General features: G+C 68.6%; 19 protein-coding genes. 6 read left to right on the forward strand and 13 right to left on the reverse strand.

What is annotated here, in order from left to right; all coding sequences use genetic code 11:
• Positions 1-13 precede the first annotated feature (13 nt).
• The 5 genes from AC069I_RS04840 to AC069I_RS04860 all read right to left on the reverse strand — a co-directional run bounded on the left by AC069I_RS04840 (position 14) and on the right by AC069I_RS04860 (position 4,974).
• Positions 14-1,174: an epoxide hydrolase family protein gene (locus AC069I_RS04840; protein ID WP_478223711.1), complete on the reverse strand. Its 1,161-nt coding sequence runs from the start codon at positions 1,172-1,174 to the stop codon at positions 14-16.
• A gap of 49 nt (positions 1,175-1,223) precedes the next feature.
• Positions 1,224-1,466, reverse strand: coding sequence for a hypothetical protein (locus tag AC069I_RS04845; RefSeq protein WP_478223712.1), 243 nt, complete (start codon positions 1,464-1,466; stop codon positions 1,224-1,226).
• A gap of 222 nt (positions 1,467-1,688) precedes the next feature.
• Positions 1,689-3,266, reverse strand: a complete 1,578-nt coding sequence (locus tag AC069I_RS04850; protein WP_478223713.1) for a hypothetical protein — start codon at positions 3,264-3,266, stop codon at positions 1,689-1,691.
• On the reverse strand, positions 3,263-4,231 hold the full coding sequence (locus AC069I_RS04855; RefSeq protein WP_478264864.1) for a spore coat protein: 969 nt from the start codon (positions 4,229-4,231) through the stop codon (positions 3,263-3,265). Before AC069I_RS04855 ends, AC069I_RS04850 begins: the two co-directional genes overlap by 4 nt.
• Positions 4,228-4,974 (reverse strand): cytidylyltransferase domain-containing protein, encoded by a 747-nt coding sequence (locus AC069I_RS04860; protein ID WP_478223715.1) that lies wholly within the window; start codon positions 4,972-4,974, stop codon positions 4,228-4,230. The genes AC069I_RS04855 and AC069I_RS04860 overlap by 4 nt, the downstream gene beginning before the upstream one ends.
• 49 nt (positions 4,975-5,023) lie before the next feature.
• Between AC069I_RS04860 and pseB the strand changes: the two genes are divergently transcribed.
• Positions 5,024-6,007, forward strand: coding sequence for a UDP-N-acetylglucosamine 4,6-dehydratase (inverting) (gene pseB / locus AC069I_RS04865; protein WP_478223716.1), 984 nt, complete (start codon positions 5,024-5,026; stop codon positions 6,005-6,007).
• Positions 6,000-7,133 carry a DegT/DnrJ/EryC1/StrS family aminotransferase gene (locus AC069I_RS04870; RefSeq protein WP_478264865.1) on the forward strand — a complete coding sequence of 378 codons (1,134 nt, stop codon included), beginning with the start codon at positions 6,000-6,002 and terminating at the stop codon, positions 7,131-7,133. Before pseB ends, AC069I_RS04870 begins: the two co-directional genes overlap by 8 nt.
• Here the strand turns inward: AC069I_RS04870 and pseI are convergent.
• The 4 genes from pseI to AC069I_RS04890 are packed head-to-tail and all read right to left on the reverse strand — an operon-like array spanning position 7,130 to position 9,778.
• The gene (gene pseI / locus AC069I_RS04875) at positions 7,130-8,185 is read right to left on the reverse strand and encodes a pseudaminic acid synthase (protein WP_478223718.1); all 1,056 of its coding nucleotides are present in this window, start codon (positions 8,183-8,185) and stop codon (positions 7,130-7,132) included. The genes AC069I_RS04870 and pseI overlap by 4 nt on opposite strands.
• 30 nt (positions 8,186-8,215) lie before the next feature.
• Positions 8,216-8,668 (reverse strand): N-acetyltransferase family protein, encoded by a 453-nt coding sequence (locus tag AC069I_RS04880; RefSeq protein ID WP_478223719.1) that lies wholly within the window; start codon positions 8,666-8,668, stop codon positions 8,216-8,218.
• Positions 8,669-8,672: 4 nt separating this feature from the next.
• Positions 8,673-9,113 carry a hypothetical protein gene (locus AC069I_RS04885; RefSeq protein ID WP_478223720.1) on the reverse strand — a complete coding sequence of 147 codons (441 nt, stop codon included), beginning with the start codon at positions 9,111-9,113 and terminating at the stop codon, positions 8,673-8,675.
• Between the two features lie 35 nt (positions 9,114-9,148).
• The gene (locus AC069I_RS04890) at positions 9,149-9,778 is read right to left on the reverse strand and encodes a hypothetical protein (RefSeq protein WP_038507558.1); all 630 of its coding nucleotides are present in this window, start codon (positions 9,776-9,778) and stop codon (positions 9,149-9,151) included.
• Positions 9,779-9,923: 145 nt separating this feature from the next.
• On the opposite strand from AC069I_RS04890, the gene wzm reads away from it, so the two are divergent.
• The 4 genes from wzm to AC069I_RS04910 all read left to right on the forward strand — a co-directional run bounded on the left by wzm (position 9,924) and on the right by AC069I_RS04910 (position 14,544).
• Positions 9,924-10,877 (forward strand): galactan export ABC transporter permease subunit Wzm/RfbD, encoded by a 954-nt coding sequence (gene wzm, locus AC069I_RS04895; RefSeq protein ID WP_478223721.1) that lies wholly within the window; start codon positions 9,924-9,926, stop codon positions 10,875-10,877.
• 3 nt (positions 10,878-10,880) lie between these two features.
• Entirely contained in the window at positions 10,881-11,705 is an 825-nt protein-coding gene (wzt, locus tag AC069I_RS04900; RefSeq protein WP_340685871.1) for a galactan export ABC transporter ATP-binding subunit Wzt/RfbE, read from the forward strand.
• Positions 11,702-12,610 (forward strand): galactofuranosyltransferase GlfT1, encoded by a 909-nt coding sequence (glfT1, locus tag AC069I_RS04905; RefSeq protein ID WP_478264866.1) that lies wholly within the window; start codon positions 11,702-11,704, stop codon positions 12,608-12,610. Before wzt ends, glfT1 begins: the two co-directional genes overlap by 4 nt.
• A 311-nt stretch (positions 12,611-12,921) precedes the next feature.
• Positions 12,922-14,544 (forward strand): arabinofuranosyltransferase AftB family protein, encoded by a 1,623-nt coding sequence (locus AC069I_RS04910; protein WP_478223723.1) that lies wholly within the window; start codon positions 12,922-12,924, stop codon positions 14,542-14,544.
• A 213-nt stretch (positions 14,545-14,757) separates the two neighbouring features.
• Here AC069I_RS04910 and AC069I_RS04915 read toward each other — a convergent pair whose 3' ends face one another.
• The 4 genes from AC069I_RS04915 to AC069I_RS04930 all read right to left on the reverse strand — a co-directional run bounded on the left by AC069I_RS04915 (position 14,758) and on the right by AC069I_RS04930 (position 18,177).
• Positions 14,758-16,221, reverse strand: a complete 1,464-nt coding sequence (locus tag AC069I_RS04915) for a hypothetical protein (protein ID WP_478223724.1) — start codon at positions 16,219-16,221, stop codon at positions 14,758-14,760.
• A gap of 12 nt (positions 16,222-16,233) precedes the next feature.
• Positions 16,234-16,785, reverse strand: a complete 552-nt coding sequence (locus tag AC069I_RS04920) for a DUF3558 family protein (RefSeq protein ID WP_478264867.1) — start codon at positions 16,783-16,785, stop codon at positions 16,234-16,236.
• Positions 16,786-16,791: 6 nt separating this feature from the next.
• On the reverse strand, positions 16,792-17,268 hold the full coding sequence (locus tag AC069I_RS04925; RefSeq protein ID WP_340685876.1) for a hypothetical protein: 477 nt from the start codon (positions 17,266-17,268) through the stop codon (positions 16,792-16,794).
• A 144-nt stretch (positions 17,269-17,412) separates the two neighbouring features.
• Positions 17,413-18,177, reverse strand: a complete 765-nt coding sequence (locus AC069I_RS04930) for an ESX secretion-associated protein EspG (RefSeq protein WP_340685877.1) — start codon at positions 18,175-18,177, stop codon at positions 17,413-17,415.
• Positions 18,178-18,256 lie beyond the last annotated feature (79 nt).

The following is an 18,256-nucleotide window of genomic DNA, read 5'->3' on the forward strand; positions in this document are numbered from 1 at the left end:
TGGCAGCCGGGAGTCAGCGCAGCGGCCGGAAGAACGTCCGCAGGTCGTCGATGAGCAGGTCCGGCACCTCCAGCCCGGGGAAGTGACCCCCGCGGTCCGGAGTGGACCAGTGCACGATGTCGTCGGTGCGCTCGGCGAGGTGCCGGATCGGCAGGCCGGTGTCCTTCGGGAACACGGCCACCCCGGTGGGCACTGTGGACTTCGCAGGCCCCTCGCCCCAAGCCGGACCCAGCGCGGCGTAAATCCGCGAAGACGAGTTCGCCGTGCCGGTGAGCCAGTAGAGCATCACATTGGTGAGCAGATCGTCGCGATCGATCGCGTCTTCCGGGACGTCCCGCGAGTCCGAATAGGACTTGAACTTCTCCACCAGCCAGCCGAGCTGCCCGGCCGGTGAGTCGGTGAGCCCGTAGGCAAGCGTTTGCGGTTTGGTCGCCTGGATCATCGCGTAGCCCAGCTCCCCGGTCTGGAACTCCCGCCCACGCGCCAGCGCCGCCTCTCCCCGCGCGAGTTCGTCACCGGTGAGCCCCGCGAGATCGGCCTCGGATTCCGGCACCGCGTGCGGCAACATCGTCAGATGCGCGCCGATCACCCGCTCCGGGCACCGGACGCCCACGTCGCGCGAAACGATCGCGCCCCAGTCGCCGCCGTGCAGCCCGAACCGCTCGTACCCGAGCCGCGACATCAGCACCGCCCAGGCGTCCGCGATCCGGCCGGTGCCCCAGTCGACCTCGGTCGTCGGCCCGGAGAAGCCGAACCCCGGCAGCGACGGCACGACGACGTGGAACGCTTCCCCCGGGTCGCCGCCGTACGCGCGCGGGTCGGAGAGCGGGCCGACGACGTCGAGGAATTCCACAATGGACCCCGGCCAGCCATGCGTCAGCACCAGCGGGATCGCGTCCGGCTCCGGTGACCGCGCGTGCAGGAAGTGGACGTTCGCGCCGTCGATGTTCGTCAGGTAACCCGGGAACCCGTTGAGCCGCTCCTCGTGGGCGCGCCAGTCGTAGCGGAGCCGCCAGTACTCGGCGAGCTCCTGGAGGTACCCGAGCGGCGTCCCGAGCCCCCAGCCGACGCCGTCGATCTCGTCCGGCCAGCGGGTGTTCGCCAGGCGGGCGGCGAGGTCGTCGAGGTCGCGCTGGGGGACGGCGATCGTGAACGGCGTGATCTCATCGGTCATGCGGCCGACGGTAGGGAGGATCGAGGACAGCTACGGTCCTCGACTCTGGTCAAACCCGGTACTCCGGCAGAGCCCAATTGGTCATCAGCTCCGCGATTTCGGCGACTTCGTCCTCGTCGGCCTCTCGGCCCTCCGCGCGGAGGAACAACATGAGGTCCATGAGCTCTTCGAACAGGTCCTCCCGAGAGGTGCCGCACTCGAGTTCCTCGATGAGCAGCGGCCGGGCCTGGCCATAAAGCTTGTTCGTGACGATGTCGAGCAGTCGTTCGCGGAAATCGCCGCTCACAGCCATCCGTCGCCCCCTGGAATCCGAATACCAGGCTCCAGTGTCTCCGTCACTACAAACGAAATTCCCGCCGAACCCAGTCCGAGATCAGGTCGGCGACATCCTCGCTCCCGCGAGACACCCCGCTCGACCTCCGCGGCGAACAGGGGCCGGATCTCGAAGATGGTCAGACCCGCGGCGACGAGCTCCAGAAGGCGGGTCCGGAAATCCGCACTCGCCCCCATGCCCTCATCCTCCCGGCAGTTGGGCACGCAGCCGGTCGAGCCAGCGGTCGATGGTGTCCTCGTACCGGCCGGGGTCGTTCCGGCGCTGTGCCTCGCCGACGGACTCGTCGAGCGCCGCACGGATCCGCGCGGCGTGCTCGGGCAGCGCGAAGACCTCCTGGAAGTAGCCCTCGCGCATCTGGACGTCCGCGACCAGCTCGTAGTCGCGCGCCGCGTCGGGGACGACGAGGCCGTACGCCCAGCCGGGGGTGGCGCCGCGATCGCGAGCGGTGACGACGATGACCGTCGGGCGGACGGCCTTGACGACGTCCGTCGGCGGGGCGCCGTGCGCGATGGCCTCGTCGTTCAGTCCGATGTAGTCGATCGACTTCCAGCCGCTGTAGTACGGGATCGCCCCCGCGTCGGAGACCGCCAGGCTCCGTGCCGCCTCCGGCACCTGGGCGTTCGCGAGGCCCTTGCCGATGGCGACGTGGGCGCGCTGCAGATCGGGACCGTAGTTGGCGATCACCGGCAGATCCGTCGACTGGGCACCGGTGACGGCGACCCAGCCGACCGCGACCGCGCCGGACACCGCGGCGATCCACCGGCGGCCGAGGTGCGCCATGGCCAGCCCCGCGCCGAGGCACAGCACGGGGAAGGCGTGGAAGGCGAAGCGGTGGATGTAGTCCATGGTCGGCCCGGAAACCGCGTAGGTCATGCCGGTCAGCAGGACGACCGAGGACAGCACCAGGCCCGCTCCCCTGCTCGCCTTGCGGACCAGCAGGAACGCGGTCAGTGCCAGCAGCGGGAGGACGAGCCAGGCGGTGGTCTCCAGCCAGACCGATCCGGCGTCGAGGTTGCCGAACTTGACGTAGAAGGTGTTCGGGAACAGATGCCCGAAGTAGGTCCACCGCCAGGCGAAGTATCCACCGCCGAGGACGAGGACCGCGGCCGCCAGCGCCCAGGTCCGCCGTCGTCCGTGCCCGAGCCACAGCCAGATCAGGAAGGCCGGGAAGGTCGCGAGGACACCTTCGGGCCGGATCATCCCGGCGAGCAGCAGCAGGAGCGGCGGTTCCCAGTCGCGCACCGCGCGGCCTTGGACGAGGTCCACACCGACGATGGCGGCGCGCAGCACCACGGCGGCGAACGCGATGGTCTCCAGGCCGGCCGTGACGTGGAAGTAGGTCGGCACGAACAGCAGCAGCGCGCCGCCCGCCACGAGCGCGCCGAGGACGCCCGCCGCGCGATGCCCGGCGCGGACGAGCATCACCAGGATCAAGCCGCCCAGTACGACGGACGTCACCTTGGCGACGGTCTCCAACGGCAGGCCCGCGAGGGCGAACGGGACGTGCCAGAGCATCCAGAGGAAGTTCGTGAAGCCCTCGATCGGGTCTTCGCCCACGTTCCACACCGGACCGTGACCGTCCGCCATGTTCCCGGAGTACCGGAAGGTGATGAAGGCGTCGTCGATGGTGAAGAACCAAGCCGCCCAGCATCCGGCGAGGAACAGTACTCCGAACCCGAGCAGGACGACGAGAAATCCTCGACGTGGCTTCGGTTCCGGAACGGCGTCAGCCTCACGTCGCTCCGCCGTGGTCGTCATTCCGCCATCCTCGTCTTCTCCAGTCGGTCCAGCACACGGTCCACTCCCCGGCCGTCCACAAGAGCCATCGAAGTCCCGGAGAGACCGTTACGCGCCAGTGGGTCCGACAACAGGACCTTGAGCGTCTCGGTCGCCCGGTCGTCGAGCGCGTCCGCGCTCCCCAGCCCGGCCGCCAGCCCGAGATCGAGTGCCGCGCGATATCCCGCGTCCTGGTTCTCCACGAGCCGGACGACGGCGGTGGGCACACCGAGGCAGCACAGTTCGAGGAACGTCACCCCCGCCGCGCTGATCGCCACGTCCGTTTCCACCAGCAGGTCGAGCAGGCCCGGCCCCGGCGACGCGATGCGGAACTCCTGGCCGGACAGCGGTTCGGGCACGGTCGGCTCACCGCGTACGAGCACGTCGGCTTCGAAGGGCGCGCAAGTGTCGCGAAGGGCGCGTAGGAGCGCGCTGACCGTTTCGGCCCATTCCGCGCCTCCTCCCAGCACGACGGTGATCCGCGGCCGTTCCCCAGCCGGGCCCTGGGACCGCTTTTCCCGCGCCCGCACGACGGCTTCCCTCAGCGGCGCGTAGCGCACGCCGCGCAGCAACTCCCCCGAGCCGTCCTCAGGACGCGGCCTCGGCTCGAAGGCGCAGTCGACGACGAGATCCGCCGCACGCCTGCCGAAAACGTCGTCCTCGATGGACACCAGCAGCGCGCCCGCGGCGTTGACCTCGTCACGTAGTTCGCCGAGGCCGTAGTGATCGACGACCACCGCGTCGAAACCCTCGAAGGGCGCGGACGGCACCACCGGGACCGAAAGCTCGCCGAACCGGGCGGCCAGCCATTCGGCGTTGTCCACCCGGCCCGCGAACACGACCTCCCAGCCGCGCGCGACGGCGCGTTCGGCATAGGCGACCATGCGCGCGACGTGGCCGGCGCCGATCGACGGCGAGGCATCGGCTCGAAGCAGCAGCCGGGTCACCTGGCCACCTTCTTCTGTTCGACGTGCGCGTTGAGCTTCACCAGGTCGGGCCGGGACCGCAGCACCGCGACGACCTCGCGCCAGTCTCCGACGCGGTCGCCCAGTTCGGCGACGATTCCTTCGATGACCGACCAGTCCTCGAGGGTGTCCAACGTCACGCGCAGGTCGTCGGCGGGCGGGCTGACGACGATCCCGGCGCACGAGTACCGCTCCGGGTTCGCGTAGACACCGGAGGTGACGTGCTCGCGGTCGGCGCCGCGGGCCGTCTCGATCTGTTCGGCGAGCACCCCGGTGCGCACGAGCTCGGCGTCGAACCCGCGCGGCAGGGTGCGCACCAGCACGGTGCTCAGATAGTCCAGCGACGGCTGCGCGCGCCACTGCGCCACGAGCTGGCCGATGAGGTGGGGATCCAGCAGCGGACAGTCCGCCGTGAGCCGTATCACCGCGTCGGCCGGGTAGAACTCGATAGCGACCGCGAACCGCGCGAGGACGTCGTCGAGCGGACCTCTGGCGACCAGGGCGCCGTGCCGGGCGGCCTCCTCTGCCACCGCGTCGTCGTCGGCCTCCGTCGAGGTCGCGACCACGACGTTGTCGATCCCCGGCGAAGCGGCGGCGGCACGGACCACCCAGCCGAGGACGCTCCGGCCCGCCAGGGGGCGGAGCACCTTGCCAGGTAGCCGGGTGGACGACGCGCGTGCCTGGATGACGGCGTTGACCACGTGGGCCCCGGGGTCTGGATCCATGGGTGACATGATGTCCTGCGGCAGTAGCACCGAAACGCGGAGGTCAACGATGTCCGAGCTGGATGGCTCCAGCATCCTGCTCACCGGCGGGACCGGTTCGTTCGGCAAGGCGTTCATCACCTACGCCCTGGCCGAGCTGAACCCGCGACGGCTGGTCGTGCTCTCCCGCGACGAGCTCAAGCAGTACGAAGCGCGCCAGCAGTTCGACAACGACCCGCGGCTGCGCTGGTTCATCGGTGACATCCGGGACCGCCGCCGACTCGAGCGCGCCATGCACGGCGTCGACTACGTGGTGCACGCCGCCGCGCTCAAGCAGGTCGACACGGGTGAGTACAACCCGTTCGAATTCGTGCAGACCAACGTCGTCGGCTCGCAGCACGTCATCGAGGCCGCGATCGACACCGGGGTGAAGAAGGTCGTCGCGCTGTCGACGGACAAGGCGTCCAGCCCGATCAACCTCTACGGCGCCACGAAGCTGTGCGCCGACCGGATGTTCATCAGCGCGAACCACTACGCCGCGACGCATCCGACCAGGTTCTCCGTGGTCCGCTACGGCAACGTGATGGGCTCGCGCGGCAGTGTGATCCCGTTCTTCCGCGCGCTCGCGGCCAAGGGCGAGTCGCTGCCGATCACGCACAAGGAGATGACCCGGTTCTGGATCACGCTCCCGCAGGCCGTGCGGTTCGTGATCGATTCCTTCGACCAGATGAACGGCGGCGAGCTGTACGTGCCGCGCATCCCGAGCATGCGGCTGGTCGATCTCGCGCAGGCGATCGCGCCCGGTTCGCCGATGCACGAGGTCGGCATCCGTCCCGGCGAGAAGCTGCACGAAGAGATGATCGCCCCCGACGACGCCCGCCGCACCGTGCGGCTGAGCGACCGGTACGTCGTCCAGCCGCATATCGCGGGCTGGGGTTACGAACCGCCGACCGGCGGCGAGGCCGTGCCGGAGAACTTCGCCTACCGCTCGGACACCAACGACCTGTGGCTCGACGCGGACGAGCTGCGCGACCTGGTCGAGCAGTATGGCTGACTTCCTGCCCTACGGCCGCCAGTCCGTTTCGGACGAGGACATCGCCGCCGTCACCGAGGTGCTGCGCGGCGACTGGCTGACCACCGGCCCCGCCGTCACGCGCTTCGAATCCGACCTCGCCGAGCACACCGGTGGCACGCCGGCGGTGGCCGTCACCTCGGGCACGGCCGCGTTGCACGTCGCGTACGCGGCGGCCGGGATCGGCCCCGGTGACGAGGTCGTCACATCGCCGATGACCTTCGTCGCCACCGCGGCGACAGCCGCACTGCTCGGCGGCAAGGTCGTGTTCGCCGATGTCGAGGCGGACACCGGGAACCTCGATCCGGCGGCGGCTTCGGCGGCCGTCACCGCGCGCACCAAGGTCGTCGCGGCCGTGGACTACGCCGGCCACCCTGCCGAGCTGGACGAGCTCGGCCGGATCGCGCACGACAACGGCGCACTGCTGCTGGAGGACGCCGCACATTCGGTGGGCGGAAACTGGCAGGGCAGGCCGGTCGGCTCGCTCGCCGATCTCACGACGTTCTCCTTCTTCCCCACCAAGAACCTCACCACGGCCGAAGGCGGCGCGGTGGTCGCCGGTTCGGACGAGCTGCTGGCCCGTGCGAGGGGTTTCCGCAATCACGGGCTGGTGCGGGACAAGGCGGCGCAGCGGTATCCGGACGAAGGCGCTTGGCATCAGGAGGTGCACGAGTTCGGCCTGAATTATCGGTTGCCGGATGTGTTGTGCGCCTTGGGAAGCAGCCAGCTGCGCAGGCTCGCGGAGTTCAAGAAGCGGCGCGCGGAGATCCACGCGCGATACACCGCCGCACTGTCCTCATTGGACGGAGTGCTGACGCCTGCCGTGCGTGAAGGCGCGGATCCGGTGTGGCACCTGTACCCGCTGCGAGTCCTCGAAGGACGACGCCGCGCACTGTTCGATCACTTGCGCGCCAAAGGAATCGGCGTACAGGTCAACTACATCCCCGCATACTGGCACCCGGTTTTCGAGGACCTCGGGTACCGGCGCGGGATGTGCCCGAACGCGGAGCTGTACTACAGCCAGGAGCTCTCGCTGCCGCTGTTCCCGGCGCTGACCGACGCCGACGTGGACCGCGTCATCGACGAGGTCCACGGCTTCTTCCGCTAGATCAGGCCCCAGGTGAGCGCGGTGCCCTTCGGGACATCGGAGGAGAAGGTGCGGCCGAGCACGTTCACGATCTCGGCGGGGGCCAGCCCACCGGCGGGCCGGATCGAGCGGACGTTCTCCCGCGTCACCGTGTCCCCGGCGCGCACGTCTTCGACGACGTACAGGGAACGCCGCAGCCGCAGGCCTTCCTTCTCGCTCTCGCGCGGCCCGATCACCGCCGCGCCCAGCGCCTCCCACGCGCGATGCGATTCGGTGACCAGCGCGGCCAGTTCGGCGGGTTCAAGGGAGAACTCCGAGTCGACACCGCCGTCGCTCCTGGCCAGCGTCACGTGCTTTTCGATGGCGACGGCGCCGAGCGCGACGGCCGCGAGCGGGGCACCGATGCCGGGCGTGTGGTCGGACAGGCCGACGAGCGTCCCGGTCACACCCGCCAGGACGGGCAGACCACGCAGGTTGCTCTCGGCGGGCGACGCCGGGTAGCTGGCGGTGCACCCGAGCACGATCAGCTGGTCGTTGCCCGCCTCGCGCGCGGTCCGGACCGCCGCGTCGATCTCGGCGACGCTGGCCATCCCGGTCGAGATGATCAGCGGTTTGCCGGTCTTCGCGCACAGTTCGATCAGCGGCAGGTCGACGATCTCCGACGACGCGATCTTGTACGCGGGCGCGTCCAGCGACTCCAGCAGGTCGACCGCGGTGGGGTCGAACGGGCTGGAGAAGATCTCGAGACCGTGGGCGCGGGCGCGCTCGAACAGCGGCTCGTGCCATTCCCACGGCGTGTGGGCGCGCTCGTAGAGCTTGTAGAGGTTCTCTCCACCCCACAGCGAATGTGAGTCGCTGACCCGGAAAGCGGGGGTGTCGACGTCGATGGTGATCGTGTCCGGCCGATAGGTCTGCAGTTTGACCGCCTGCGCGCCGGTTTCAGCGATCGCGTCGACGATTTCCAGCGCCCGGCCGAGCTCACCGTTGTGGTTACCGGACATTTCGGCGATGACGAACGGCGGATGCCCGGCCCCGATGCGGTGCGCGCCGATCCGGACTTCCTGTGCTGGCATGGACGAAACGCCTCCCTGACGACGATCTGGTCAGGACACAGTCTTACGCAACTTCCGGAAACCGTCGACGGCAGGCGCGGTCTCGGTGTACCCGGCCCGGTCGAAAAGCGCGGCCGATGCCGCGTTGTCCTGATGGACGGCCGCCATCACCACCCGGACCCGGTTACCGGCGGTGAAGGCCCGCTCGCCTTCCGCCAGCACCGCGCCCGACAGGCCGCGTCCCCGGCTTTCCGGCGCGAGAGTGATGCTGACCTCCCAGACACCGTCGTCCTCGCGATCGAACCGGACGGTGCCGACCGGCACGCCGCCGAGTTCGACGACGTACAGCACCCTGTCCGGCGACGCCAGCACCCCGCGCAGCCAGGCGGAATGCTCGTCGAGCGTGATCAAGCCGGTCGAACGGGACGCCTGGCGGGTTCGAGGGTCGTTCCGCCAGTCCAGCAGCAACCCGGCGTCGGCCTCCGTGGCCTCGCGAGCCAGCACGGGCTTACTGGGCCTGCTCGATGGTTTCGCGCTGGCGGTCTTCGATCCGGCGCAGCCGGTCCTCGTACCGGGCGATACCGGCGAGCCGCACGCGGATCTGGGCGTGCTGGCGCTGGATCTCCTGGATCAGGCTGCGCGCCTCGGCCAACTCGGGCTTGTCGGCGTGCACCGGCAGCGACAGCGACTCGCGCAGATCCTCCAGCTGGGCCTCCTGGGCCGCGACGCTCGGGATCAGGCGATCCAGCTCGGCACGGGTCCAGCGCAGGTCGCCCCGCGCGTGCTCAAGGCCGCTCTCGGCGCCGTCGAGCCGGCGGCGGTGGTCCGCGGTGGCGTGTTCGAGGTCGTTGACGCGCCCGTTGAGGTCGCGGAGCCGCTCGTCGATCCGGAAGTCGATGAGCCGGGCGATCCGGCCGATCACGCCGCTGCGGAGTTTCTGCACTGCCATGGGGTGTTCCTTCTCGGGGTGGGCTGGCTGGGAGTTCAGCGCAGGAGTTCGGTTTCGCCGGTCTTCGTCCACGAGTCCAGCAGCCTGCCCTCGGCGGCGATGCGGTGCTCGGGTCCGACGATGCAGGAGTCGCCCGCGGCGTGCTCCCAGTGGGTCTGAGCCGGGTCGTCGATGAACGAGAACCCGGACAGGACCAGCGTGGCGTGCGGGAACGACGTGCGCGCTATCCAGGCGGCCAGCGTCCCGGTGGTCGACCACAGGCCCTCCTCGCGGCTCGGCAGCCCGAGCGCGTCGGACAGCGGCAAGACGACCTCGCGGTTCGGCACCGGCACGTAGCCGAGGTCACCGGGCCACCAGCCCGGGATGTCTTCGGGTTCCCAGTGCATCCGGCCCGGCTCGACCAGCAGGTAGAGCCGCTTGCGGTAGTCACGGAAGACGTGCTTGGTGGCGCGGACGGCGCGGTTGAACACCACGACGTGCACCCGGCTGCCGACCGTTTCGGGGCCGCCCGGCTCGTCCACGACGAAGCCGTTGACGCGGATCACGAGGTCACAGGCGTCGATGGCCTTCGCTCGCCGAGGATCCGGCGGAAGCGGCTGATTCCCGACCACGGCCACCGAACGGGGCTCCGGCCGGTCGGCGTATGCGGCGAGCAGATTGACCATCAGGCTCGCGTCGCCGAGTGCAGCAGTCATGAGGGCAGAAAGTACCAGCACACGCACCGCGTTCGGGTTCGAATCCGACGGTAGCTTTCCGTGGTCGGGGCGGGGCGGCCCAGGCATCGACGGCTCCATCGGTACCCTCGTTCCCGTGCATGCCACCAGCACGGTTCACGCCGCCGACGGTGCTGCGCCGACCTCGGTTCCGCCGATTTCGGACAGCAAGACCTTTTCGCGCGCGTTCGCCGATATCAAGACCGGTTTCGCCGCCAAAGAGCTGTGGGGACACCTCGGCTGGCAGGACATCAAGCAGCGCTATCGCCGCTCGGTGATCGGCCCGTTCTGGATCACGATCAGCCAGGGTGTCATCGCGCTGGGCCTCGGGCTCCTGTACTCACAGTTGTTCGGCATGCCGACGTCGACGTTCCTGCCCTACATCAGCACGGGCTTCATCATCTGGGGCTTCATCAGCGGCTGTCTGTCCGAGGGCATGGAGACCTTCATCTCCAACGAGGGGCTGATCAAACAGCTCCCTGCGCCACTCTCTGTCTACGTGCTGCGCACGGTGTGGCGCCAGACCCTGATGCTGATGCACAACCTGATCGTCTACGTCATCGTGGTCTCGATCTTCTTCACTTCGCTCAACCACCAGTACTCGCTGAACACCGGCAACTGCAACGAGGGCTTCTCCGGTATCTGCCACCCCGGTATCGGCTGGTACTCGCTCACCGCGATCCCCGGTTTCTTCATGCTCGCCTTGAACGCCGGCTGGGTCACCCTGCTGCTGGGCATCATCTCGACCCGCTACCGCGACATCCCGCAGGTGATCAACTCGCTCATCCAGCTGCTCTTCTACATGACGCCGATCGTGTGGCCGATCGACCAGCTGCTGGCGGGCGGCGCGCGGGCCGCGACCTCGTGGGCCCTGCCGTTCGTCCACGGCAACCCGTTGTTCCACTTCATCCAGATCGTGCGCGCACCACTGATCGGGCAGGAAGTCAGCATCAACAGCTGGTACGTGGTGCTCGGCATCACCGTCGTCGGCTGGGTCCTCGCGCTGGTCGCGATGCGCAATTACCGTTCCCGCGTCTCTTATTGGGTGTGACAGATGGTCAGCATTGATGTGCACAACGCCTACGTCGACTTCCCCATTTTCGACGCGAAGACCCGCTCCATGAAGAAGAAGGTGCTGGGCAAGGTCGGCGGCAAGATCGGCACCGAGACCAAGGTGCCGATCATCGAGGCCCTCCACGACGTGACGCTCCAGCTCCGCGAAGGCGACCGGGTCGGCCTCGTGGGCCACAACGGCGCCGGGAAGTCGACGCTGCTGCGGCTGCTGTCCGGCATCTACGAGCCCACTCGCGGTTCGGCGAAGATCTCCGGCAAGATCGCGCCGGTCTTCGACCTCGGCATCGGCATGGACCCGGAGATCTCCGGGCTCGAGAACATCATCATCCGCGGCCTGTTCCTCGGGATGACCGCGAAGCAGATGGAAGCCCGCGTCGACGACATCGCGGAGTTCACCGAACTCGGCGACTACCTGCAGATGCCACTGCGGACGTACTCGACAGGTATGCGGGTGCGCCTGGCGCTGGGCGTGGTCACCTCGATCGATCCGGAGATCCTGATCCTCGACGAGGGCATCGGCGCGGTCGACGCGGCGTTCCTCAACAAGGCGAAGGACCGGTTGAAGGCCCTGGTGAAGCGCTCGGGCATCCTGGTGTTCGCCAGCCACTCGGACGAGTTCCTCTTCGAACTCTGCGACTCCGCCATCTGGATGGACGAGGGCCACGTCAAGCAGCGCGGTTCGCTGCGCGACGTGCTCACCGGCTACAAGGGGCGCGACCCGTTCGAGAACATGAGCAAGGAAACGCTGGAGCGGTTCGGCCTCGAGACCGAGCCGGTGGCGACGACGAACGGTGGCCAAGGATGACCAGCGAGACCCGGCAGTTGCCCGAAGGCGCCGTCGTCGGCGTCGTCGTCACGCGCCATCGGCGGGAACTGCTCGCGGACTCGCTCAAGGTGATCGCCGCGCAGACGCGCCCGGTCGACCACCTCGTCGTGGTCGACAACGGGCCGGACAAGTCGGCGCGGGACATCGTCGAGGACTACCCGCTTCCGGTCACGTACCTGCCCTCGCACCGGAACCTCGGCGGCGCGGGCGGGTTCGCGCTCGGCATGCTGCACGCGCTCTCGATGGGCGCGGACTGGGTCTGGCTGGCCGACGACGACGGCCGTCCCGCCGACGAGAACGTCCTCGCGATCCTGCTGGACGAGGCCGAGAAGCGGGATCTGGCCGAGATCTCCCCGGTGGTCACCAACATCGACGCGCCGGACAAGCTCGCGTTCCCGTTGCGGCGCGGGCTGACCTGGAAGCGTTCGTCGTCGGAGCTGGGCGTCGACTTCCTCCCCGGGATCGCCTCGCTGATGAACGGTGCGTTGTTCCGCGCGTCCACTTTGGACGTCGTCGGCGTGCCGGATCTGCGGCTGTTCTTCCGCGGCGACGAGGTCGAACTGCACCGGCGCCTGGTGCGTTCCGGACTGCCGTTCGGCACCTCGCTCAAGACCGCGTACCTGCACCCGGACGGCTCGGACGAGTTCAAGCCGATGCTGGGCGGCCGGTTCCACGCGCAGGACCCGGAGAACGAGGTCAAGCGTTACTACACCTACCGCAACCGCGGGTACCTGCTGTCCCAGCCCGGCATGCGCAAGATCGGCGCGCTCGAAGTGGTGCGTTTCGGTCTGTACTTCGTCGGCGTGAAGCGGGACCCGAAGGCTTTCCTGCAGTGGCTCAAGCTCGTGCGCCAGGGCCGCAGGGAGAAGTTCTACCGCTACTGAGATACACGGGAACATCACAGTGGCCACCCGTGCCGGCGAGGGAACTCGGCGGCACGGGTGGCTGCTGTCGCTCAGGGAGCCGTACGGAACCGGAGCTGTTCGCCGGACATCCGGCGGACAGGCAACCTGTGTCCGGCTCCGGTCGTGAACACAGAGCACCAGCACAGCACTTTGTACAAGGCTCGGACCTTTTAAGGGGTTAGATCGTGGACGCAACCGTACTCGCTCCGGAAACGCCCGAAGCGAGACCTAGATCGAGACACAGACCCAGATCTCGATTCGACTGGAATTTCGTCACCATCGGGCTGGTCGTGGGCCTCTTCGCGGTGATCGCGTGGAACCGAAGATGGGTGTGCGACGACGGACTCATCGTGCTGCGGACGGTGCAGAACCTTCTGGACGGCAACGGTCCGGTGTTCAACGCCGGTGAACGCGTCGAGTCGAACACCAGCACGCTGTGGACATACATCCTCGCACTTGTCGGCCTCTTCGGCGTACGACTCGAATGGGCGGCCGTCATCCTCGGCCTGCTCTTCGCGGTCGCCGGCATGGCGCTCGGCCTCGACGGCGCGCGGCGCCTGCATCCCTCGAAACTGATCCTCCCGGCCGGAGCCCTCGTGCTTCTCGGCCTCTCCCCGTTCTGGGACTTCGCGACATCCGGTCTCGAAACCGGCCTCGTCACCTGCTGGCTCGCCGGCGTGTGGTGGCTCTTGGTCCGCCATGCCACCCGTCCTGACACACGCCCCTGGGCGACGGTCTTCATTCTCGGCCTCGGCCCGCTGGTCCGCCCCGAATTCGCTCTGGTGACGGCGCTCGGCGGCGTCGCTTTGCTTCTCATCGTCAAGCCGGGCTGGAAACGCGCCCTGCTCTGGATTCTCGTCGCCGGCGTCCTGCCGGTCGGCTACCAGATCTTCCGGATGGGCTACTACGGCCTGATCACGCCGAACACCGCCCTGGCGAAGGAAGCCTCGAAGGCTCGCTGGGACCGGGGCTTCTTCTACATCGCCGACCTGCTCGACCCGTACCTGCTGGTGATCCCGCTGCTCACCCTGGTGGTCGTCGCGGCGTTGGTGCTCCGGAAGCTGACACGCGCGACGACCATCGTCGTCCTGATGCCCGTCGTCGCGGCGCTCGGCCTGCTCTTCTACGTCACCCGCGTCGGCGGTGACTACATGCACGGCCGCATGCTGCTTCCGTCGCTCTTGCTGCTTCTTCTCCCCGTGCTCGCGGTACCACTCAGCAAGTGGACCGCGGTGCCCCTGCTGGTGCTCGGCGTCTGGGCCGTGGTGAGCGGAGGCTGGTTGAGAGCGCCCTCGGCGATCACGCACAAGATCGGCGCCAACGCCATCACCGATTCCCGCGTCTTCTGGGCCGACACCACGGGCAGGTCCCACCCGATCCTGGCCGAGGACGCCGCTCAGATCCCCGGCTACCTGCCGGAGTTGGCCAAGGCCATGGAAGGCAAGCAGGGGCCTGTCGTCGCCGTGTCGGTCGGCGGCCGGTGGTTCGTCGTGCCGGCACGGGAGCGGACCGTGGTCTCGTCTCCCGGCGCGCTCGGCTTCCCCGGCATGCTGCTGCCCTACGAGAACAAGGTGGTCGACGACCTCGGGCTGGCAAGTCCGCTGGCCTCGCACTCGATCTCGGTCCCGGGCTGGCCGATGGGCCACGACAAGCTGCTCTCGGTCGCCTGGACTATCGCGGACGCCGGCCGGGGCACTCCGGAAGAGCTGTCCGCGGCGACGGAGGGGGTGGTACCCGCGGAGGAGATCGCGTCCGCGAGGCGTTCCCTCGCCAGGCCCGAGATCCAGGAAATGCTGGCTTCCGTGCGAGCGCCGCTGACCGGAGAGCGGTTCTGGAACAACCTCGTGCACTCGGTCGGCCGGTCCAGTCTGCGCTACGACCGCGATCCGTACATCGCACAGCATGGACGCTGACGATCGAGCCGGCCACCGGTCGGTGCACTTCACCGTCACAACCCCGATCGGCCGCACCGGCCACTTGTCCCATCGGTCAATTTCCGCACCATCAAACCGCATGGGGGGCGCGTTCGCCGGAAAACTCCGGCACAATCAGCCGAACGTGTGACCCGTCGGCAGCAGAAAGGCCCTTCCTCGCGCGTGGCGCGAGGAAGGGCCTTTCTGTCACGTCTACTCGCCGATGACCGGCGGAGCGGTGCGCATGTCGGTCCCGAAGACCTCGTCCGGGTCACCCTCGACGAGATACGTCGGACGCTGGTGCTCGGTGTCCTCGTCCCCGTCCGCGTGCTGACCGCGGCCGCCCATGCCGCCACCCATACCCGGTCCGCCGCGCCCGGCGGCGCCACCGCCGAGACCGCCCATACCGCGGCCTGCCGCCGCTTCGGCGGCACCGATACCACCGGGGCGGGCCGCGCCGGACGCGGAGCCCGAGCCGGGCGTGGAGCCGCCCGCACCGCTGCCGGGACCGAACCCGCTTCCGCCTCCACCACGGCCGGTGCGGCTGTTGTAGTCCGAGTCGCCCATGCCGCCACCCATCATGGGCGCCATCGGCATGGGGCTCACCGGCATCGCGGTGTTGTTGTTGGGGCCGGGAGTGCTGATCGGCGCCGGCCCGTTCTGGAAGCCGGACGGCGTCGTCCCCGACGGGATGCTGCCGGAGCCGGTGCTGCTGCCGGGGCCGGGGAGGTTGGGCGAGCCGTAACCGCCACCACCGCCTCCACCGCCGCCGCTACCCCCGCCGCCGCTGCCGGGCGGGATGTAGGTGTTGCCGCCACCAGGCTGTTCGTCCCAGGGCATTTTCGACCCGGGCGGGAGTTCGTAGATGCCGGGCTTGCCTGTCCCCTCGCCACCGCCTTCGCCGAACTTCGGCGGCTCGGCGAAGGCCGGCTGCTTCGACGCGGCGTCGTACAGCGCCTTGTCGTAGCTGTGCATGGCGGAGGCCGCCTCGGTGTGCGCCTCCTGGCTGTCCTTCTGCTTCTGGATGGACTTGTCGATGTTCTCGCCGAGGTTGAACGGGTTCGACGTCATCCACCCCCCGACCTCTTCCTTCCAGCTGAAGGGGATCGGTTTGGGCATCGTGTTCTTCACGGTGGACGCCGCGGTGCCCTGGTCGTAGATCGTCTCGGACGCGAGCTTGGCGTTCTGGGAGTTCGTCTCGGACCACTTGCTGAGGCTCTTGAAGTAGCCCTGCGCGTTGCCCGCCGCGTCGCCTTCCCAGGTGCCCTGCGACGCGGTGACGGCTTGGTCCATCGTCTTCGCGAAGGTGTCGAAGGCCTTGTGAATCTCGTGGTAGGCGGTCGAGACGTCGGAGACCTGTTCGACGTTCAGATTGCTGTTGACGAACTGTTCGAGCTTCTCGTGGTCGTAGCCCTGGTAGTCCGCGTTCGACGGCTCCAGGCCCTCGACGTACTGGACGTCCTTGTTCTTGGTCAGCTGGTCGACATTCTTGTCGCCGACCTCCTGCGACTGCTGGTGGGCCCTGCCGGAGGCGATGAACTGATTGACCGCGCCGAACAGCCAGCCGTCACTGGGGTCGACGCCCTCCTGTGCCTTCTGCTGGAAGTACGCGTCGCGAGCCGCCGGCGAAAGGTCGGAGACCTGCTGCTCGGTCAGGTTCGGTGTCTTGGTGGTCATCCTGGTTCCCCCTTAGCCCTTCGGAAGCTTCGGTTCGACGGTGTCGGCGACCTTCTCGGCGACCTCACAGGCCTGCTTCGGGTCGGTGGCGTCCACGAGGACATCGGCCCGCGCCGAAGCGGTGAGCTCGAGTGCCATCAAGCAGCCGGACGGCGGTTTCGGCACGAGCACCGCTTTGCGCCCGTTCACGTTCCCGGTGGTCTTGCCGTTCCCGCCGTCGTTGACGCTGTCGATGTTCTGCGTGTCCCGGAGGTCGACGGAGACGGTCAGGCTGTCCGAGGCGCTCGCCGCCTCCTTGGAGAACTGGCAGGCGCGGGCTCCGCCTTCGTTCAGCGTCACCGGATCCTTGAACGCCCCGTAGGACGAGAGGTCGGCCGCGCTGAGCAGAGAGCACGGATCGATCGACTTGGTGTCACCATCGCCGGTGGCGGGCGCCGAACTGGATCCACCGGTCTGGGCGGGCGGCGCCGACGGTGCCGGGCTCGCGCTCCCCGGCTTCTCGCTGGAGCACGCGGCCAACACCAGGGCGGCCGCGGCGAGCGGCAGCACGCAGAGTTTCTTCATCGTCCCTCAGGCCTGAATCTTCTTGGTGGCGTCGATCGCGCGGTCTTCGACACCCTTGTACAGCCCCGCGGCCCTGGCCAGCGCTTCGTCTGCGTCCCGGACGACCTGCTTGAACTGTTCGAGCACCGCGCTCGCGGAGTTGCTCGCCTGCGCGGCGCCCTTGTGGTCGTGGGCCGCGACGGCCTTGCCGTACGGGTGGTCGCCGAGCTGGGGTGCCTCGGAAAGCCGCGTCGTCCGGTTACCGAGTGCGCTGAGCTCTTCCGACATGTTCGCGAGCGCCTCACGCAGCGGCTTGACGCCTTCGGCGGTGATCTTGAAGCCGCCGCTCTTGGCGGCCGAAACCAGCTTCTGGGTCTCGGCGCTCACCTTGGCGATCGCGGCCTGGTTCAGGCCACCCGCCTCCACGTACTTGGCCGCCGCCCCCATGGCGGAGCCGATCGAGAAGTCCGGTGCCGCCTGTCCGCCGTCCGCTTCGAAAGCCATCGCCCGCCCCACTGCATCGTCTGCTCGCCCGTGCGTTCGCCCGGAAGTCTACTAGCCGGGCACTCAGCGCAACGGTGATTCCCCGATCACCGGAGATCCCGCCGGAACTGTGACGAAACGGGCGTCACGCCGGTTCCCGAAGGTTCAGAACTGGCCTTCGAGCTGGGCGTACAGCTGCTGCGCGATCCTCGCGTTGTCCGCGGGAGCGTAGGTCAGCCAGCTTTGCCCGTCGGTCGCCTGGCGCGAAGTCATCATGAACCGGCCCGCTTCGGTGTCGAACCACGCCAACGGCGGGAAGACCTGGCCACCGCGGATGAACACGCTGAACTGGCCCACTCGCTTCATCGGCTTCTCGAAGATCCGTTCCACCTGCCGCTGCTGCGGGTTCGATCCGTGGGACCGGGGCCCGCTGACCTGCGCGAAGGGGTCGTACGCGTCGTCGTTCCGGGGGCGCTTCGGCGCGCTCACCGGCTTCGCGATGGTGACCGACTGGCCGGGGCCCGCCGGGGTGAGGGGCAGGAGATCGACGATCGACGCGACGATCGCGGTCGGCCGGGTCTCCTCGAACACAAGCAGGTTCTCGTCCTGGCGCACCAGCACCGCGAACTGCCCGTTCGTCGCCGCCCGCGCGAACAGCTGCTTGTCCTTGTCCATCTGCGCGACCGCCCAGACCGCGAGCTGCGGGGTGACGAACGTGGCGAGCGCGAGTTCGACGTCGGCGTCGAGCCTGCCGCCGCGCATCATGCCGCGGCCTTCGAGGTCGCGGAAGACGGCCTCGCGCACCATCGCGCGCTGATCGGTCGTCGTGCCGATGTGCGGGACCTCGAACGGGACGGGCGCCGGACCGAACCGGCCGTGTTCGAGCAGGATGTCCACCGCCGCCAGCGACAGCGAGAACGAATGCGGCATCGCCATTTCCCCCCGCGGGTGTCTTGTTCGTCGGGATGAACGTAGTCCACGCACCCGATACGCCCGCAGCGAACCCGCT

The sequence above is a fragment of the Amycolatopsis sp. NPDC043885 genome, from assembly GCF_056435685.1.

Excerpts from the sequence above, each read along its gene's own strand:
- AC069I_RS04840 (WP_478223711.1), bottom strand. The coding sequence starts at position 1,174 with ATGACCGATGAGATCACGCCGTTCACGATCGCCGTCCCCCAGCGCGAC.
- AC069I_RS04915 (WP_478223724.1), bottom strand. The coding sequence starts at position 16,221 with ATGACCACCAAGACACCGAACCTGACCGAGCAGCAGGTCTCCGACCTT.
- wzt (WP_340685871.1), top strand. The coding sequence starts at position 10,881 with ATGGTCAGCATTGATGTGCACAACGCCTACGTCGACTTCCCCATTTTC.
- AC069I_RS04920 (WP_478264867.1), bottom strand. The coding sequence starts at position 16,785 with ATGAAGAAACTCTGCGTGCTGCCGCTCGCCGCGGCCGCCCTGGTGTTG.
- AC069I_RS04925 (WP_340685876.1), bottom strand. The coding sequence starts at position 17,268 with ATGGCTTTCGAAGCGGACGGCGGACAGGCGGCACCGGACTTCTCGATC.
- AC069I_RS04870 (WP_478264865.1), top strand. The coding sequence starts at position 6,000 with ATGGCTGACTTCCTGCCCTACGGCCGCCAGTCCGTTTCGGACGAGGAC.
- AC069I_RS04845 (WP_478223712.1), bottom strand. The coding sequence starts at position 1,466 with ATGGCTGTGAGCGGCGATTTCCGCGAACGACTGCTCGACATCGTCACG.
- AC069I_RS04860 (WP_478223715.1), bottom strand. The coding sequence starts at position 4,974 with ATGGATCCAGACCCCGGGGCCCACGTGGTCAACGCCGTCATCCAGGCA.
- AC069I_RS04850 (WP_478223713.1), bottom strand. The coding sequence starts at position 3,266 with ATGACGACCACGGCGGAGCGACGTGAGGCTGACGCCGTTCCGGAACCG.
- pseI (WP_478223718.1), bottom strand. The coding sequence starts at position 8,185 with ATGCCAGCACAGGAAGTCCGGATCGGCGCGCACCGCATCGGGGCCGGG.
- AC069I_RS04930 (WP_340685877.1), bottom strand. The coding sequence starts at position 18,177 with ATGCCGCATTCGTTCTCGCTGTCGCTGGCGGCGGTGGACATCCTGCTC.
- pseB (WP_478223716.1), top strand. The coding sequence starts at position 5,024 with ATGTCCGAGCTGGATGGCTCCAGCATCCTGCTCACCGGCGGGACCGGT.
- AC069I_RS04890 (WP_038507558.1), bottom strand. The coding sequence starts at position 9,778 with ATGGTCAATCTGCTCGCCGCATACGCCGACCGGCCGGAGCCCCGTTCG.
- AC069I_RS04885 (WP_478223720.1), bottom strand. The coding sequence starts at position 9,113 with ATGGCAGTGCAGAAACTCCGCAGCGGCGTGATCGGCCGGATCGCCCGG.
- glfT1 (WP_478264866.1), top strand. The coding sequence starts at position 11,702 with ATGACCAGCGAGACCCGGCAGTTGCCCGAAGGCGCCGTCGTCGGCGTC.